Below are 15,074 nucleotides of genomic sequence, written 5' to 3' on the forward strand. Positions count from 1 at the left end.
CATGGGCAACATCTTCATCCGCCGGCCCATCCTCGCGATGGTCATGGCCATCCTCATGGTGATCGTCGGCCTGGTCGCCCTGAAGGGCCTGCCCATCGCCCAGTACCCGGACATCTCGCCGCCCAATATCATCGTCTCCACCACCTTCACGGGCGCGGCCGCCCAGGACGTGGAGAGGGCCGTGGCCACGCCCATCGAGCAGCAGCTCAACGGCGTGGACAACATGCTCTACCTCAAGTCCACCAACGGCAATGACGGCACCCTCAAGACCGAGGTCACCTTCGAAGTGGGCGCCAACCTCGACACGTCCACCATGCTGGTGCAGAACCGCGTGGCCCAGGCCAATGCGGCCCTGCCCGCGGCCGTGAAGCAGTACGGCGTCAATACCAAGAAGTCCACCTCCCTGCCGGTGCTGATCATCGCCCTCACCTCTCCCAAGGGCACCTGGGACAACACCTTCCTCACCAACTACGCCAGCATCAACATCCAGGACCGCCTCACCCGCGTGAACGGCGTGGGCGAGGTGGGCGTGCTCGGCGGCACGGACTACTCCATGCGCGTCTGGGTGAGGCCCGACCGCCTGATGACCCTGGGCCTCACGGTGAGTGACCTGCTCGCCGCCATCTCCGCGCAGAACGACATCACTCCGGCCGGCCAGCTGGGCGGACCGCCCGCGCCCGCGGGCACGGCCTTCACCTACACCGTCAAGACCCAGGGCCGCCTGGCCACGGCGGACGAGTTCGGCGCGATCATCGTGCGCTCGAACCCGGACGGCAGCCAGGTCCGCCTGCGTGACGTGGCCCGCGTGGAGCTGGGCAGCCTCAGCTACATGTCCTCCGGCCGCATCAACGGCAAGCCCTCCGCCCTGCTGGCCGTCTACCAGGCCCCGGGCTCCAATGCCCTGGACGTGCGGGACGCCGTCGAGAAGGCCATGGCCGAGGTGGCCCCCGCTTTCCCGAGGGACATGGAGCAGAAGACGGTGCTGGACACGACCAAGGCCATCAGCGCCGGCATCCACGAGATCCTGATCACCCTGTTCGAGGCCGTCCTGCTTGTGATCCTGGTGGTCTTCGTGTTCCTCCAGAACTGGCGGGCCACGCTGATCCCCCTCATCACCGTGCCGGTGTCCCTCATCGCGACGTTTGCGGTATTCCCCCTCGTGGGCTTCTCCATCAACGTGCTCTCGCTGCTGGGCCTCGTGCTGGCCATCGGCATCGTGGTGGATGACTCCATCGTGGTGGTGGAAGCGGTCATGCACCACATCGAGCAGGGGATGAGTCCCCGCGAGGCCACGGCCCAGGCCATGAAGGAAGTGACCGGTCCCGTGGTCGCCATCGCCCTCATCCTCATCTCGGTCTTCGTGCCCGTTGCCTTCATGGGCGGCATCACGGGGCGGCTCTACCAGCAGTTCGCCGTGACCATCGCCATCTCCGTGGCCTTCTCCGCCATCAGCGCCCTCACCTTGAGCCCTGCCCTGGCGTCGAAGTTCCTGCGGGCCCGGAAGCCGGATGAGAAGCACGTTCTCGACCCCTTCTATGCCTGGTTCAACCGGATCTTCGGCATCGGCACCGACCGCTACCTGGCCTTCACCCACGTCCTTATCCGCAAGGGCGCGCGCAGCCTCCTGGTCGTGGGCGCCCTGGTGCTCGTGGCGGGCGGCCTCCTGAAGTCGGTTCCCTCGGGCTTTCTTCCCAACGAGGACAACGGCTACTTCCTGGTCAATGTCCAGCTGCCGGACGCGGCCTCCCTGGAGCGCACCGAGGCCGTGCTCCGCAAGGTGGAGAAGGTCCTGGCGAGCAACCCCGCGATCCAGGACTACACCGCTTCCTCCGGCCGGAGCGTGCTGACCGGAACCGTCTCACCGAACACCGGCCTCTGCTTCGCGGCGCTGAAGCCGTGGGATGAGCGGGGCGGGGTCAAGGAGCGGATCGACCAGGTCATGCAGCAGCTGAACCAGGAGTTCTACCAGAAGATCCCGGAGGCGCAGGTCTTCGCCTTCGGGCCGCCGCCCATCCGCGGCCTGGGGTCCAGCGCCGGCTTCACGTTCATGCTGCAGGACCGCTCGGGCAGCACGCCGGAGGCCCTGGCAGCCCTGGCCGACAAGTTCATCGCGGAGGCCCGGAAGCGCCCCGAGATCGGGCGCATCGCCACCTTCTTCCGCGCCACCGAACCCCAGATCTATGCGGATATCGACATCGAGAAGGCGCAGAAGCTGGGCGTGCCCATCCAGGAAGTGAACCGCACCATGGGCGCGCTGCTGGGCAGTTCCTACATCAACGACTTCAACCGGTTCGGCCGCGTCTACCGCGTGTACCTCCAGGCGGAGCCGGAGTTCAGGACCTCGCCGAAGTCTCTGAGCCAGTTCTTCGTGCGAAGCAACGAGGGCCAGATGATCCCGCTGGATACCCTCGTCACCATGAAGGACACCCAGGGGCCGAGCTTCACCAACCGGTTCAACCTGTTCCGGGCGGCGGAGATCACCGGCTCCCCCGCCCTCGGCTACAGCTCCGACGACGCCCACCGGGCGCTGGAGGAGACCGCCGACAAGGTGCTGCCCCAGGGCTGGGGCTACGAGTGGTCCAACCTCTCCTACCAGGAGAAGAAGGCCGCCGGCACCGGCGGGGTCGTCTTCCTGATGGCCCTCGTCTTCGTGTTCCTGATCCTGGCCGCCCAGTACGAGAGTTGGTCCCTGCCCTTCAGCGTGCTCCTGGGGACGCCCTTCGCGGTCTTTGGCGCCATGGCGGGCCTGTGGCTGCTTCGCACGCTGCTGCCGCAGGTCTGGGGCGGCAGCTACGTGAACAACGTCTTCGCCCAGATCGGCATGATCACCCTGATCGGCCTGGCCGCGAAGAACGCCATCCTCATCGTGGAGTTCGCCAAGATGCGGCGCGAGGCGGGCCTCAGCGTGACCCAGGCCGCCCTGGAGGCCGCGAAGCTGCGCTTCCGGCCCATCCTCATGACCGCCTTCGCCTTCATCCTCGGCGTGCTGCCCCTGGTGATGGCCTCGGGCGCCATGGCCGAGGCCCGGAAAGTCATGGGCCTCACGGTCTGCGTGGGCATGTTCGTGGCCACCGTCTTCGGCGTCTCCTTCATCCCGGCCCTCTACGTGCTCGTGGACCGCTTCGGGGAGAAGAAGCCGGATCCCGACGAGGCCGACCCTGCGGAATCTCCCACCCCCGAAGGGAGGCCCTGATGCCGAAGCAACCCCGAGCCTGGACCTGGACCGCCGGCCTGGCGGGGCTGGCCCTGTCCACCGGCTGCGCCCTGGGCCCGACCTTCCGCCGGCCCGCCCTGGAGATCCCCGCCGCCTATCCGGCCCAGACCGCCACGGCCACGGAGGCCCTCTCCGCCGACCTGGGCTGGTGGGAGATCGTCAACGATGATCCGGTGCTGAAGGGGCTCGTCCTCGAGGCCCTGAAGAAGAACCACGACCTCCAGATCGCCGTCAGCCGCATGGAGGAGGCCCGGGCGCTGGCCGGCATCAACCGGCTGGGACCGGACCTCGACCTCGGCGGGACCGCCACGCGCAAGCGGGCCCTCTCTTCCACCGGCGGGACCCAGACGGTCATCAGCGACAATTTCTCCGCAGGCTTCGCCGCCACCTGGGAACTGGACATCTGGGGGCGGATCCGCCGCACCCAGGAAAGCGCCCTGGCCCAGTATCTGGCTTCCGAGCAGGGTCGCCGGGCCGTGTTCCTCAGCCTGGTCGGGGATGTGGTGGGCAGCTACTACCAGCTGCAGTCCCTGGACATGAAGCTGGAGACCGCGCGGCGCACCGTGGAAGTGAGGAAGCGCGCCCTCGCCCTGGTGGAGAGCCGCGTCCTGGGGGGCGTCGGCGACAAGCTGGAGACCAGCCAAGCGGCTTCGGCGCTGGCCCTGGCCGAGGCCGCCGTGCCCCAGCTGGAGCTGGCCGTCCAGACCCAGGAGAACCAGATCAACCTCCTGCTGGGACGTATGCCGGGGCCGGTGCCACGCGGTGTGGCGCTCCAGGCGGTGCCTCCCAAGGCCATCGCCCCGGGGCTGCCCTCGGAGCTGCTGGAGCGGCGTCCCGATGTCCGTCAGAAGGAGGAGCTGTTGCGGGCCGCCAACGCGCAGGTCGGCGTGGCCACGGCCAACCTCTTCCCCAGCCTCACCCTGACCGGGAGCCTCGGCTACCAGAGCGTGGAGCTCGCGGGTCTCACCAGCTCCGGGCAGCAGAGCTGGAGCGCGGGCGGCGGGATCCTCGCCCCCATCTTCCACGGGGGGGCGTTGCGGTACCAGCGCAAGGCCGCCATCGCCCGATGGGAGCAGGCCAGGGCCTCCTATGAGAGGACCGTCCTGTCCGCCTTCGGCGATGTCTCCAACGCCCTCACGGGGGTGGCCAAGGCCAAGGAGATCGTCACGGCGCAGGAACAGCTGCTCCGCTCCCTGCGGGAGGCCGAGCGCATCGCCACCATGCGCTTCGAAGGCGGCGTATCGCCCTACCTCGAAGTCCTGGATGCCCAGCGCCAGCTGTTCTCCGCCGAGCTGTCCTACGCCGAGGCCCTCTCGGACCAGCAGCGCAGCGTCATCCGCCTCTACCTAGCCCTGGGCGGCGGCTGGAAGCAGCCCGATCGCCCGAAGGAACCGGCCAACCCGGCCGCCAAATCGTCCAATTAGGTCGAGAATCATCCCGACCAGGAGGAAGTCATGTGGGTCCGCACCCAATCCGCCGAGATCATCAACCTGATGTTCGTGCGGACCATCCGCATCGAAGACAGCGCCATCGTCGCCCGCAACGCCGATGAGCAGTACACCCTGTTCAAGGGCGACCCCGACACCTGCAAGGCCGCCCTGGCGCACATCGTGGACGGCCTCACCACCCACTCGCCCTTCGTGGACATGAAGATCATGCGGCCATGAAAAAGGCCATCCCTTGGATGGCCTAAGTGAGTGGTGGTCCCGGAGCGACTCGAACGCCCGACCCTCAGATTCGTAGTCTGATGCTCTATCCAGCTGAGCTACGGGACCGCGTGAAGAAATGATTCTACCGGATCTGCGCGGCTTGTCCATCCCAAAGGCGCAGGGGCGCGGTGGTGGAGGCCTCGCAGCGGAGGCCGGTGAGGTCGGTGGCCAGACGGTCCATGAGGGCGCGGGCGGTGGTGAGCTTGCCGCCCAGCACGAGGGTGAGGTTCGGGAGGCGGGCATGCCGCTCCAGGACGGCCTCGCGGCTCAGGTGGGTGGTGGCGCCGCTGGCGGCTACCAGGGGCCGCACCCCCAGTTCCTCCGCCCGCACCGGCATCTCGCGCCAGGGAAGGCTGGGCAGGTTGGCTTCGAGGGCGCCGAAGAGCTCCTCCCGTTCGGCCTCGAGGATGGGCACCCAGCCGTCCTCCACCTCGCGCTCGGTGGTGCCCACCTGGAGCATGCCGTCCCGGGGGATCACGAAGAGGATGCGCCCCTTGGGCCGCCGGATGGCCCAGGGCCGCTCGCAGCCGGGAACGCCATCGAACCAGAGGTGGATGCCCGAGGACAGCCGCAGGCGCTTGCGAGTCTCGCCGAACCAGCGCGCCATGGCGCCATCCGTCCAGGGTCCCAGGGCGAAGACCCAGCGCCGCGCCGCGAGCTGACGTGCCGACCCGTCCCGGCGGTCCCGCAGGTGCAGGAGCTTCAGGCCGCCATCGCCCTGCTCGAAGCCCTCCGGCTCGTGGAATTCCAGGAGCATGGCCTCGCTGGAGGCCGCCAGGTCCCTGGTCAGGTCGCGGTCCCAGGTCATGAGGTCCGCATAGGCGGTGGCGCCGCGGAACGCACCGAGGACGCCCCGCGGGTCGGCCAGGAAGGCTTCCTTCGACACATGGCCGAGGCTCAGTTCCGCGGGCCAGCCGGGGCGCTCGGAGCCCCAGAAGTCGTAGAGGCCGATGCCCACCCGGTGTGCCAGGCCCTCGGGCCAGGACCGGTGGGGCATCCAGAAGGCCTCCCAGTGACAGCGGCGGGGTGCGATGCGGGCCCAGGTGGCGCGTTCCGCCAGACCCTCCCGCATCTGACGGATGTCGCCCGTGAGCATGTAGCGGATGCCGCCATGCAGGAGCTGGCTGGACCACTGGCTGGTGCCGCCCCCCACCTCGCCCTTGTCCACCAGGGCGCAGGACACGCCGCGCAGGGTGAGTTCCCGCGCCAGGGCCGCGCCGTGGATGCCGGCGCCCAGGATGGCCACCTCCGCCTCCAAGCGCTCAGGCAGGGTGCAGGCTCCCTGCGGTGGGGCGGGCCAGGCCACGTCCGACATGATCACCTCGCTAGGGTCTGGTTTCGAAGTGGGACCGGGCCGCGACGCCGGCCAGCCGCGCCCATGGCGAGGTAGCGGCCGAAGGGCGATGCGGGACATCGTTCGAGGCCGATAACGAAGCCAGGGGTGCGGCTGGCCTCGTCCCGGAGGGCAAGGGGCGGCGCCCGGCGCGATACCGCGTCGAACTCCTCGCCAATAGTGCCGCTATTGCCAGCGTCGCTCTCCTTGTCTCGCTTGGGCGGCGCCCCTTGCGCGACCCCATCCCATTTCGAAACCAGACCCTAACAGTGTGCCGGGTTCTCCCAAGGATTCGTATGGTTCAATGACCCTCATGGCCCAGACTCGACTTCGCGCGATCCTGAACCTCACGGTCCTCGTGGCCGCGCTGGGGTACTTCGTCGACATGTTCGACCTGCTGCTCTTCCCCATCGTGCGGCAGCCCAGCCTCACGGCCCTGGGCGTCCCGCAGGGCGACGCCCAGGTCTCGGCCACCTTCCTGCTGCTCAATGCGCAGATGGTCGGCATGCTTCTCGGGGGCATCCTCTGGGGCGTGCTGGGGGACAAGAAGGGCCGCCTGAGCACCCTGTTCGGAAGCATCGCCCTCTATTCCGTGGCCAACATCGCCAATGCCTTCGTCCACGGCATCCCCGCCTACGCGGTGTGGCGGTTCCTGGCGGGCCTGGGTCTGGCCGGCGAGCTGGGGGCCGCGGTGACGCTCGTGAGCGAGATCCTCCCCAAGGACCTTCGCGCCTACGGCACGGCCATCGTGGCCGGCGTGGGCATCTTCGGGACCGTGACCGCCAGCCTTGTGGGCAAGTACCTCCCCTGGCGCGTGGCCTACCTGGCCGGGGGCGGCCTGGGCCTGCTGCTGCTGGCCACCCGCTTTGGGCTGAGGGAGAGCGGGATGTTCCGGGACCTGGGGCAGCACGAAGTCAAACGCGGAGACTTCTTCAGCCTCTTCACCAACCGGGAGCGCTTCCTGCGCTACCTGCGCTGCATCCTCATCGGCCTGCCGACCTGGTTCGTGGTGGCCATCCTCATCACCTCCGCGCCGGAGTTCGCCCCCAAGATCGCCGTGCGGGGCCCGGTGAGCGCCGGCACGGCGGTGGCCTTCTGCTACAGCGGCATCACCCTGGGCAGCCTGGCCTCCGGGGTGCTCAGCCAGCTCTGGGGGAGCCGCAAGAAGGTGGTGCTGGTCTTCATCCTGGCCGGTCTGGCGGGCGTGGCGGCCTACCTGAGCCTGCGGGGGCTCACCCCGACCATGCTCTACCTCCTGGCGGGGTTCCTGGGCCTGGCGGTCGGCTACTGGGCGGTCTTCGTGACGATCGCGGCGGAGCAGTTCGGCACCAACCTGCGCTCCACAGTGGCCACCACCGTGCCCAACTTCGTCCGGGGCGCCGTGCCGCTCATCACCAGCAGCTTCGTCATGCTGCGCGGCCGCCTGGGCTACATCGGCTCCGCCTGGGTCGTGGGCGGCGTCTGCTTCGCCCTGGCCCTGGTCTCCCTGTGGGGTATGGCCGAGACCCATGGGCGGGACCTGGATTTCGTCGAGTAGCTGCGCCGCTCAGTAGACCGCGTCGGCACCACCGCGAAGCAGAGGCGGGTCGCGAGCGGAGGCTGCGCGGCAGCCTCTCGAGCGGGGCCCCCGCCCTGCTGAGCATCGCCTGACCAGCGGGCCTAGTAGACCGCGTCGGCACCACCATCAATCGGGATGACGATCCCTGTCGTCCATCCGCTCTCGCTGCCCAGCAGATGCGCCGCCAGGGCCGCCACTTCGTCCTCGGAGCCGAGGCGCCTGAGGGGATTCACCGCCGACAGCGCGGCCAGGTCGCCCTCGGGATCCTCGCTGGCGGCGAGGCGGGCCTCCACCATGGCCGTGCGGACCGGTCCGGGCGCGATGGCGTTGCAGCGGATCCGCCGGGGCGCCCATTCCAGGGCCAGCACTTTCGCCAGCATGTGGACGCCGGCCTTGGCCACGCTGTAGGCCGCGCTGTCCGGGATGGCCCGGAGGCCGATGTTGGAGCCCACCAGCACGACACTCCCGCCGTCCTTCATCCGGGCACCCAAGTGGTGGGCCATGAGCCAGGGTCCCCGCAGGTTCGCGGCGATGGCGGTATCGAAACCGGTGGCCGGGGTCGAGGCCACTGAGCCCAGCACCAGGGCGCCCGCGTTCAGGAACATGCCGTCCAGCTCGGGGCACTCCCGGGCGAAGGCCGCCACGGCGGCGTCATCCGAATGATCCAGGACCACGTGGACCGCATCCGGCAGGGTTTCGCGCAGGGTGTCGAGGTGGCGTCCCGCGAGGATCAAGTCGGCACCGCGGTCCCGGAACCACCGCGCCGCCGCCCGGCCGATGCCGCTGCCGGCACCGGTGACGAGGATGCGCCGGCCTTGCAGGGCGCTCATGGCTTTTCCGGCATCCGGAAGGAGCCCGTGCCCGTCCGGGCCGGCGTCACCACCCCGCCGCTGATGGCCCAGGTCAGCGCCTGGTCCGCGCTGAGATCCGCCGGCTTCACCTTCGACGCCTCGACCATGACCACATATCCAGAGGTCGGGTTCGGGGCGGTCGGCACGTAGACGGCGACCATGCCCTGGCCTCCGGGGATGGCCCAGGAGCAGTCCCGGCTGGCCACGAAGCCCAAGGTGAAGGAGCCGGGATGGGGCCACTCCACGACCACCACCTCCTTGAAGCTGCCGCCCTGCCCCGACTGGATGGCGCCCATGAGCTGCCGGGTGGCGCCGTAGACGGTCTTCACCACCGGCAGGGACATCATCAGCTCATCCAGCCAGGTCAGGAGCTGGCGACCGATGAAGTTGCCCATCAGGGCACCCACCCCCAGCAGCAGCAGAACCGTGGCCAGAGCGGAGAACAGGGCCAACGCCCAGGTGGGTGGATCCGGCACGTGCACCTGGTGGGCCACCCAGGTCAGCGGCTCCCGGAAGACCCCCACCAGGGCCGTGAAGATGCCCTTCAGGATCCAGAGCGTCACCACCAGGGGCAGGAGGGTGAACAGGCCTGCGAGGAGATACTTGCGGATCATTCAGGGTCCTTGTGGCCGGTGAGGCGGCCGTCTTCGGCCAGGATGCTTGGCCCCACCACTTTCCAGAAACCGTGGAAGTAGGAGATGGCGCTCCAGATGGCGAGGATGACGGCGCCCCACAGCAGCAGGACGCCCATGCCCCAGAAGAAGCTGTAGGGCCGGTTGAGCTGGATGAAGAGGTGGAAGATGTCCTTGTGGGTCCACTCGAAGAGCCAGTAGTCCAGCCGCGGGCCCAGGATGAGGCAGGAGATGGCCGCCACCTGGAAGCCCATCTTCCACTTGCCGATGGTGCCCGCCGGAATGGTCATGCCCTCCTCGCTGGCGATGCCGCGCAGGCCCGTCACCGCGAATTCCCGGGCCAGGATGATGAAGGTCATCCAGGCCGGAGCCAGATTCAGCTCCACCAGGGAGATCAGAGCGCCTGACACCAGCAGCTTGTCCGCCAGGGGGTCCAGCAGCTTCCCGAGGGTGGTCACCTGTTTCCAGCGGCGGGCGAAGTAGCCGTCCAGGGCATCGGTGATGGACGCGGCCCAGAACACCAGCACGCCGATGACCTCGTGATTCGTCACCTTGGTCATGAGCACCACGACCAGGACAGGGACCATGAGGATCCGCGCGAGCGACAGGACGTTGGGCAGGTTCATGACGGGCGTTCGGCTCCGCTTCCAGCCTACCGCCTTTTCCGGGGCCGCCGCGTTCCGGAACCCCGTGACATCGCCCCGGTCCCGGAGCGAGGATGATCCAGGGAGGTGGCCTGCGCGTGTCCGTCGAACCCCTGGACCCCCTGGCGTTCAAGGCCTGGCTGCGATCTGAGGCCCTGGCCGCCGGTTTCGCCCTGGCGGGGTTTGCCGGCTGCGACCCCTTCCTGCCGGAGGCGGATCGCCTCCGGACCTGGTTCCAGGAGGGCCGCGCGACCCTCCTGCCCTACCTGGAACCAGCCACCCTGCTGGACCCCAGGGTCCTATGGCCCCAGGCCCGGACGGCCCTGGTCGGGTTCTTCCCCTATGCCCGCCCCGAGGCCGTGCCGGGAGCGGCTCCGGGCAGCCTGAAGCTGAGCCGGTACCTCTGGGGGCCGGACTACCACATGATCCTGAAGCCCCGCCTCGCCCGGCTGCTGGAGGCGGCCCAGGCCCGCTGGCCGGGCCTGGAGGGCCGGGTCTGTGTGGACACGGCCCCCCTCCTGGAGCGTCAGCTGGCCGCCCGGGCCGGCCTGGGCTGGCAGGGCAAGCACACCCTCCTCATTGCCGGGAAGGGCGGCTCCTGGGGCTTCCTCGGGGTCCTGCTGCTGTCGATCGGGCTGCCCCCGGACGAACCGTTCGGAACCCAGCAGTGCGGAACCTGCACCGCCTGCCTGGAAGCCTGCCCTTCCGGCGCCCTGGAGCCCTTCCGCCTCGACCCGGCCCGCTGCCTCACCACCTACACCATCGAGACCGAGACCGAACCGCCTGCCGCCGTCACCGCGGCCCTGGCGGAGAGTCGCTGGGCGGCGGGCTGCGACGCCTGCCAGGAGGCCTGCCCCTGGAACCGGGGTCCGGTCTGGGGCGATCCGGCCCTCTGGGGCGGCCCCAGCCCCCTCCACACCCGCTCAGCAGGGGATCTGCCCCGGGGCGCCGCCCAGTGGCGGAAGCTCACCCGGCGGACCGCCCTGAGGCGCGTGAGGGACCGCCACTGGCGGGCCACCCTGGGTCGAATCCTGGGAGAGTGATTTTTCATTGGAACTATTGGGCTTTTTTCCATATAAACAAACTTCCGGCCAAAGGTGGCCGCCCCGGTTTTGAGGAGGCACCTCGGATGCCCATGAAGCACTGGACGGTCCAGGACGCCGCGACCCTGTACGGCGTGAAGGAGTGGGGGAATGGCTACTTCGGCATCAATGCCAAGGGCCATCTGGAGATCACGCCCACCAAGGACGAGTCCCTCAGTTGCGACGTCTACGAGATCGTCCAGCACCTGAAGAAGAAGGGCATCCGCACCCCCGTGAACCTGCGCTTCCCGCAGGTGCTCGACCACCGCGTGGTGGAGGTCAACGAGGCATTCCGCCGCGCCATCATCGAGTTCGGCTACGAGGGCAGCTACCAGGGCGTCTACCCCGTGAAGACCAACCAGACCAAGGAAGTGGTCGAGGAGATCGTCCGCTCCGGCAACAAGTACCACTACGGCCTGGAGGCCGGCTCCAAGCCCGAGCTCATGATCGCCCTGAGCCTCGACCTGCATCCCGAGGCCCTGGTGCTCTGCAACGGCTACAAGGACGAGTCCTTCATCCGCATGGCCCTGCTGGCCCGCAAGGCCGGGCGCAAGGTCGTCATCACCGTGGAGAAGATGACGGAACTGCCCCTGATCCTGAAGGTGGCCAAGGAGCTGAAGGTGGAGCCGCTCATCGGGCTGCGGGCCAAGCTCAATGCCCAGGGCAGCGGCAAGTGGGAGACCAGCGCCGGCGACCACGCCAAGTTCGGCCTCACCACGCGGGAGATCCTCGACGCCATCGAGGTGCTGGAGAAGCGGGACCTGCTGGATAGCGTCATCGAGCTGCACTTCCACATTGGCAGCCAGATCACGGACATCCGCAAGATCAAGTCGGCCATGAAGGAGGCCACCCGCATCTACGCCAAGCTCCGCAAGATGGGCGTGCCCATCCGCTACCTCAACGTGGGCGGCGGCCTCGGCGTGGACTACGACGGCAGCAAGACGACCTTCAGCAGCTCCATGAACTACACCATCGCCGAGTACGCGGCGGACGTGGTCTACACCACCAAGGACATCTGCACCCAGGAGCAGGTGCCCATGCCGGACCTCCTGAGCGAGTCCGGCCGCGCCATCGTGGCCTACCACGAGGTGGTGGTGGTGGACATCATCGGCCTCATCGACACCACCCACACCAAGTACACGGTGACCCTCACCGGCAACGAGCCCCAGATCCTCAAGGAGCTGGCCTACACCCGCGACAACATCTCCGTGAAGAACTTCGCCGAGATGTACCACGACGCCATCACCCAGAAGGACGAGCTGCTCACCCTCTTCAACCTGGGCTACCTGGGCCTGGAGGACCGCAGCAAGGGCGAGACCCTCTTCTGGGAGGTCTGCCGCAAGCTCTCCCGCATCCTCAGCAGCAAGAGCCTGAAGTATGTCCCCGAGGAGTTCCAGGACCTCAACAAGAGCCTGGCGGACAAGCTCATCGCCAACTTCAGCATCTTCCAGACCATGCCGGACCACTGGGCCATCGAGCAGCTCTTCCCGGTGATGCCCATCCACCGGCTCAAGGAGAAACCCGGTCTTTCCGCCACGCTCTGCGACATCACCTGCGACAGCGACGGGAAGATGGAGAAGTTCATCGACCTGAAGGATGTGCGCGACGAGCTTCCCTTCCACGAGCCCCGCGGCGGCGAGTCCTACTACGTGGCCTTCTTCCTGACCGGGGCCTACCAGGACATCCTGGGCATGCGGCACAACCTCTTCGGCGCGCCCAACGAGGCCCACATCGTGGTCCACGAGGACGACACCTTCAAGATCCAGCACCTCGTCAAGGGCGACACTGTGGATCATGTGCTCCGCAGCGTCCACTACGATCCCGATGTGCTCGTCCAGGGCCCCCAGACCAAGCGGAAGACCAGCGCCAAGAGCGATGCCGCCGAGGCCCTGCGCGCCCTGCTCACGGAAGAGCGGAAGCTGCACACGTATCTGGAAATTTAGCTATCAGCTATCAGCTATCAGCTATCAGCTATCAGCTGTCAGCTGTCAGCGGTCTGTTCTCGGCTATCGGCTGTCAGTAGGGGATCTTGTCGGTCTTGGCGTCCCAGGCGCGGAAGACCGCCAGGGCTTCGTCGCGCAGCAGCTGGGTCGCCGGCAGGCTCCGCTCGTCCAGGGGCAGCGCCACTTCGCGATAGAGCCACGCGTCATCGAACTGGATGGCCGCCGCGTCCGCCCGCCCGTTGGCGTACCAGATCCGGTCCAGCCGGGCCCAGTAGATCGCCGCCAGGCACATGGGGCAGGGTTCGCAGCTCGTGTAGATCTCGCAGCCCCGCAGGTGGAAGGTCCCGAGCTTCGCACAGGCCTGCCGGATGGCCACCACCTCCGCGTGGGCCGTGGGGTCGTGGCTGGAGGTGACTCGGTTCCAGCCCTCGCCCAGGATCTCTCCATCCCTGACGATCACCGCGCCGAAGGGGCCCCCCTCGCCTGTCTCCATGTGGGCACGCGACAGCTCGATGGCTCGGCGCATGAAGCGCAGGGCATCCGCATCCGTCCCCATGATCCCCTCCCGTCCGGTCCGCCCCATTCTCCCACTGCTCAGAGGTCCCAGCGCCCCTCGGGCCGCTGCTTCCAGAGCCAGAGGATGTAGTCCACGTTCTTCGGCGCAACCCCGAGAGCCTTGAGACGGGTCATGTTCTGGGCGCGATGGTGCTGGGAGTGCAGACAGACCTGGGTCAGCGCCTCCGCCACGGACACCAGGCAGGGCGGATCGGGGAACCAGGGCACGCGCACGATACGGGCCAGGGAGGCCGCATCCAGGCCGCGGCCCAGGGCCCGGAAGGCCTCGTGGTTGGTCCGGCAGTGCGCCTTCAGGGCCTCGAAATCCGGCGTGGGTGGCTCTTCGGGGATCCGAGTTTCCCCCTTGAGGACGCCCAGGAAAGCCTCCTGGACCGCCACGAGATGGCCCGTCCGGATCCGAAGGTCGGGATCCTCCCGGAAGTCCGACTTGGCCCAGGCGTGGAAGAACATGGCATCGGCCCAGGCCTGGTGGCCGAGCAGATCCTTCAGCAGGCCGGTCATGGGCGTCTCCTGGGCAGGGCCGAATCATAGCGGAAGAAACCTACCGCAGGTCATCCTCCCTGGCGGTCCGCAACCGGCGGAGAATGGGGACCAGACCATCACCATTCCATCAGGGGGCACGCCATGGACATCCAGCGCATCGGCATCGTCGGCTGCGGACTCATGGGCTCGGGCATCGCGCAGTGCGCCGCCGAGGCCGGCTGCGAAGTCTGGGTGAAAGAGGCGGACGAGTCCCTTCTCGCCAAGGGCCTGGCGCGGATCGATGGGACCTGGGAGCGGGCCGTGGGCAAGGGAAAGATCACCGAGGACCAGAGGACCGCCTATCGCAGCCGGCTCCACGGCACCCTCGCGTTCACCGCCCTGTCCAGCAGCGATCTGGTCGTGGAAGCGGTCCCGGAGCGCATGGACCTCAAGCTCGAGACCTTCGCCGAGCTGGACAAGGTCATGGATCCGAGCGCCCTGCTCTGCACCAACACCTCCAGCCTCACGGTCGCGCATCTGAGTCCGGTCCTGGCGCCGGGCCGCCTGCCCCGCCTGGCGGGCCTGCACTTCTTCAACCCGGTGCCCGCCATGCCCCTGGTCGAGATCGTCCGCACCCTCGCCACGGATGGCGACACCCTGGACGCCCTGAAGGCCTTCGTCCAGAGGCTGGGCAAGACCGCCGTGCTGGCGCCGGATGCGCCCGGCTTCGTGGTGAACCGCCTGCTGGTGCCCTACCTCCTGGACGCCCTGCGCTGCGCCGAGCAGAAGCTGGCCACGGTGGAGGACATCGACACGGGCATGAAGCTGGGCTGCGGCCATCCCATGGGCCCCCTGCACCTCAGCGACTTCATCGGCCTCGACACCATGCAGAGCGTGGCCGAGGTGCTCTTCGAGGCCTTCGGAGAGCCCCGCTTCAAGGCGCCCTCAGTGCTGCGCCAGCTGGTGGCCGCCGGCCGCCTGGGCCGCAAGTCCGGCGCCGGCTTCTACCGGTGGGAAGGCGAGAAGCGCATGGAGGCCCTCCCGCTCTGAGCCACCTGTTGTAGTCTGGC

At 68.2% G+C, this 15,074-nt stretch carries 13 protein-coding genes and 1 tRNA gene; 7 read left to right on the forward strand and 7 right to left on the reverse strand.

What is annotated here, in order from left to right:
* Position 1 precedes the first annotated feature (1 nt).
* The 3 genes from MLE43_RS03735 to MLE43_RS03745 are packed head-to-tail and all read left to right on the forward strand — an operon-like array spanning position 2 to position 4,881.
* Entirely contained in the window at positions 2 to 3,193 is a 3,192-nt protein-coding gene (locus tag MLE43_RS03735; RefSeq protein ID WP_243302061.1) for an efflux RND transporter permease subunit, read from the forward strand.
* Positions 3,193 to 4,638, forward strand: a complete 1,446-nt coding sequence (locus MLE43_RS03740) for an efflux transporter outer membrane subunit (protein WP_243302075.1) — start codon at positions 3,193 to 3,195, stop codon at positions 4,636 to 4,638. The genes MLE43_RS03735 and MLE43_RS03740 overlap by 1 nt, the downstream gene beginning before the upstream one ends.
* 30 nt (positions 4,639 to 4,668) lie before the next feature.
* The gene (locus MLE43_RS03745; protein ID WP_243302077.1) at positions 4,669 to 4,881 is read left to right on the forward strand and encodes a hypothetical protein; all 213 of its coding nucleotides are present in this window, start codon (positions 4,669 to 4,671) and stop codon (positions 4,879 to 4,881) included.
* A gap of 31 nt (positions 4,882 to 4,912) precedes the next feature.
* Here the strand turns inward: MLE43_RS03745 and MLE43_RS03750 are convergent.
* Both MLE43_RS03750 and MLE43_RS03755 read right to left on the reverse strand, forming a co-directional pair.
* Positions 4,913 to 4,989: transfer RNA gene (locus tag MLE43_RS03750), tRNA-Arg, on the reverse strand.
* 16 nt (positions 4,990 to 5,005) lie between these two features.
* Entirely contained in the window at positions 5,006 to 6,238 is a 1,233-nt protein-coding gene (locus MLE43_RS03755; RefSeq protein ID WP_243302079.1) for an FAD-dependent oxidoreductase, read from the reverse strand.
* Positions 6,239 to 6,569: 331 nt separating this feature from the next.
* On the opposite strand from MLE43_RS03755, the gene MLE43_RS03760 reads away from it, so the two are divergent.
* Positions 6,570 to 7,793, forward strand: a complete 1,224-nt coding sequence (locus MLE43_RS03760) for an MFS transporter (protein ID WP_243302082.1) — start codon at positions 6,570 to 6,572, stop codon at positions 7,791 to 7,793.
* Positions 7,794 to 7,915: 122 nt separating this feature from the next.
* Here the strand turns inward: MLE43_RS03760 and MLE43_RS03765 are convergent, their stop codons facing one another.
* Genes MLE43_RS03765 through pgsA form a run of 3 tightly spaced genes read right to left on the reverse strand, consistent with a single transcriptional unit; the run spans position 7,916 to position 9,923 of the window.
* Positions 7,916 to 8,644, reverse strand: coding sequence for an SDR family NAD(P)-dependent oxidoreductase (locus MLE43_RS03765; RefSeq protein WP_243302085.1), 729 nt, complete (start codon positions 8,642 to 8,644; stop codon positions 7,916 to 7,918).
* A complete protein-coding gene (locus tag MLE43_RS03770) occupies positions 8,641 to 9,279 on the reverse strand; it encodes a DUF502 domain-containing protein (RefSeq protein ID WP_243302087.1) in 639 nt (212 codons plus the stop codon). Before MLE43_RS03770 ends, MLE43_RS03765 begins: the two co-directional genes overlap by 4 nt.
* Positions 9,276 to 9,923, reverse strand: coding sequence for a CDP-diacylglycerol--glycerol-3-phosphate 3-phosphatidyltransferase (gene pgsA / locus MLE43_RS03775; RefSeq protein WP_243302089.1), 648 nt, complete (start codon positions 9,921 to 9,923; stop codon positions 9,276 to 9,278). The genes MLE43_RS03770 and pgsA overlap by 4 nt, the downstream gene beginning before the upstream one ends.
* Positions 9,924 to 10,015: 92 nt before the next feature.
* On the opposite strand from pgsA, the gene queG reads away from it, so the two are divergent.
* Together queG and speA are read left to right on the forward strand one after the other, a co-directional pair.
* Positions 10,016 to 10,984: a tRNA epoxyqueuosine(34) reductase QueG gene (gene queG / locus MLE43_RS03780; protein WP_243302092.1), complete on the forward strand. Its 969-nt coding sequence runs from the start codon at positions 10,016 to 10,018 to the stop codon at positions 10,982 to 10,984.
* Positions 10,985 to 11,076: 92 nt separating this feature from the next.
* Entirely contained in the window at positions 11,077 to 12,966 is a 1,890-nt protein-coding gene (gene speA / locus MLE43_RS03785) for a biosynthetic arginine decarboxylase (protein ID WP_243302110.1), read from the forward strand.
* Positions 12,967 to 13,039: 73 nt separating this feature from the next.
* Here speA and MLE43_RS03790 read toward each other — a convergent pair whose 3' ends face one another.
* Positions 13,040 to 13,522, reverse strand: coding sequence for a nucleoside deaminase (locus MLE43_RS03790; protein WP_243302112.1), 483 nt, complete (start codon positions 13,520 to 13,522; stop codon positions 13,040 to 13,042).
* 38 nt (positions 13,523 to 13,560) lie between these two features.
* Positions 13,561 to 14,043: a DinB family protein gene (locus tag MLE43_RS03795; protein ID WP_243302121.1), complete on the reverse strand. Its 483-nt coding sequence runs from the start codon at positions 14,041 to 14,043 to the stop codon at positions 13,561 to 13,563.
* Positions 14,044 to 14,166: 123 nt separating this feature from the next.
* On the opposite strand from MLE43_RS03795, the gene MLE43_RS03800 reads away from it, so the two are divergent.
* Positions 14,167 to 15,054: a 3-hydroxyacyl-CoA dehydrogenase family protein gene (locus MLE43_RS03800; protein ID WP_243302123.1), complete on the forward strand. Its 888-nt coding sequence runs from the start codon at positions 14,167 to 14,169 to the stop codon at positions 15,052 to 15,054.
* Positions 15,055 to 15,074 lie beyond the last annotated feature (20 nt).

The organism is Geothrix oryzisoli, assembly GCF_022808865.1.
In the GTDB taxonomy this organism is placed as follows: domain Bacteria; phylum Acidobacteriota; class Holophagae; order Holophagales; family Holophagaceae; genus Geothrix; species Geothrix oryzisoli.

Excerpts from the sequence above, each read along its gene's own strand:
- MLE43_RS03770 (WP_243302087.1), bottom strand. The coding sequence starts at position 9,279 with ATGATCCGCAAGTATCTCCTCGCAGGCCTGTTCACCCTCCTGCCCCTG.
- queG (WP_243302092.1), top strand. The coding sequence starts at position 10,016 with ATGATCCAGGGAGGTGGCCTGCGCGTGTCCGTCGAACCCCTGGACCCC.
- MLE43_RS03740 (WP_243302075.1), top strand. The coding sequence starts at position 3,193 with ATGCCGAAGCAACCCCGAGCCTGGACCTGGACCGCCGGCCTGGCGGGG.
- speA (WP_243302110.1), top strand. The coding sequence starts at position 11,077 with ATGAAGCACTGGACGGTCCAGGACGCCGCGACCCTGTACGGCGTGAAG.
- pgsA (WP_243302089.1), bottom strand. The coding sequence starts at position 9,923 with ATGAACCTGCCCAACGTCCTGTCGCTCGCGCGGATCCTCATGGTCCCT.
- MLE43_RS03755 (WP_243302079.1), bottom strand. The coding sequence starts at position 6,238 with ATGTCGGACGTGGCCTGGCCCGCCCCACCGCAGGGAGCCTGCACCCTG.
- MLE43_RS03790 (WP_243302112.1), bottom strand. The coding sequence starts at position 13,522 with ATGGGGACGGATGCGGATGCCCTGCGCTTCATGCGCCGAGCCATCGAG.
- MLE43_RS03735 (WP_243302061.1), top strand. The coding sequence starts at position 2 with ATGGGCAACATCTTCATCCGCCGGCCCATCCTCGCGATGGTCATGGCC.
- MLE43_RS03800 (WP_243302123.1), top strand. The coding sequence starts at position 14,167 with ATGGACATCCAGCGCATCGGCATCGTCGGCTGCGGACTCATGGGCTCG.
- MLE43_RS03745 (WP_243302077.1), top strand. The coding sequence starts at position 4,669 with ATGTGGGTCCGCACCCAATCCGCCGAGATCATCAACCTGATGTTCGTG.
- MLE43_RS03760 (WP_243302082.1), top strand. The coding sequence starts at position 6,570 with ATGGCCCAGACTCGACTTCGCGCGATCCTGAACCTCACGGTCCTCGTG.
- MLE43_RS03795 (WP_243302121.1), bottom strand. The coding sequence starts at position 14,043 with ATGACCGGCCTGCTGAAGGATCTGCTCGGCCACCAGGCCTGGGCCGAT.
- MLE43_RS03765 (WP_243302085.1), bottom strand. The coding sequence starts at position 8,644 with ATGAGCGCCCTGCAAGGCCGGCGCATCCTCGTCACCGGTGCCGGCAGC.